The organism is Acutalibacter sp. 1XD8-33, from assembly GCF_003612555.1.
Classification (GTDB): Bacteria; Bacillota; Clostridia; order Oscillospirales; family Acutalibacteraceae; genus Acutalibacter.
In genome coordinates this window covers 1-1,188 of sequence record NZ_RAZF01000088.1, presented here as the reverse complement: position 1 = coordinate 1,188, position 1,188 = coordinate 1, and the positions used below count along the sequence as shown (strand labels likewise).

1 pseudogene is annotated in these 1,188 nt (G+C 51.5%); it reads right to left on the bottom strand.

Annotation, left to right across the window (positions count from 1 at the left end):
• Positions 1-52: 52 nt before the first annotated feature.
• Positions 53-1,088, bottom strand: a pseudogene (locus tag D7X94_RS17940) (IS6 family transposase).
• Positions 1,089-1,188: the final 100 nt, after the last annotated feature.

Below are 1,188 nucleotides of genomic sequence, written 5' to 3'. Positions count from 1 at the left end.
GGCACTGTAAAGCAAAAATGAAAAGAAAGGACCCGAAAATCAGCGAAAAACTCTACGCAACGAGGAAAAGCTCACGTTTACGCGTTTTTGAAAGTGCAAGGCCGGCGCACTGAGCCGGAGTAAGGCCGTTCAGTGCGGAATGAGGGCGGACAAAGTTATAGAAAAAGATGAACATGGAAATGAGGTTGTTGGCGCAAGCAAAGGAAGAAAACCCCTGCTTGGCCTTGTACCAGGCCTTGAACTGCTTGTTAAAGCACTCGATGAGGTTGTTGGTGACATCATCGCGGAAGCTTTCCACGGCGGATGTGCCGCCCCCCATACAGGGTCTTGACGGGCATCCTGTAGGCCGGGTAGCGGTCGCTGACAATGGCCTGTGGCGTTCCTAAAGGCTTGGCAGCGTTCAGCACAGTAAAAGCCTGAGGGCTGTCCCGGTGGCGGTCCAGGTGGAAGCCCAGGACAAAGCGTGTCTCGCTGTCCAGGATGAGCCAGAGGTAATATTTCTCGCCACGAATTTTGATGACAGTTTCATCGGCGTGCCACTCATCCGAGTTGAAATTCAGGGCTGGAATGAGCTGTAAGGCGATGTTCTGGAACATGGGCGCGAACTTGGTGCACCAATTGCTGATGGTAGTGTGGGAGACCTTGACATCCATCACGGTACGCAAAATCAACGCGATGTTGCGGAATGAGTTCTTGCCCAGGTAGAACATGCTCAGAGCCGTGAGGATCACATGGACAGGATAGCGCATCCGCTTGAAGTCTGCCTTTCCAAACAGCTTGGACATGGATGGGGCTGAGATGGCCGTAGGCTTTGGCACGAAGAAAGAGTGGCTGCACTTTTTGTCACAGCAGCGGTAGTTGCTGTAATGCTCCTTATCGTGATGCAGGAAAGCAGCTTTGCCGCAAACCGGACATGAGGGGTAATTTTTCGTTCTAGGCCGCCCGATCTCCCGCCTCGCTTCCGGCGCCCACTGATGCCGGCATTTCTTGCACTGGTACTTTTGATGTCCGTGGGCGTCTTTTCCATAGCGATAAATATCTGTTTTGTTGTTGCATTTCGGGCACCTTATTTGGTATAATTTTTCCATGAAGACTCGTCTCCTTTCGGGAGGTACTTGGATTTGTGGTGAAACCATTGTACCAGAAGGGCTGACGGGTCTTCAACTTTCATTTTAGTTTACAGTACGC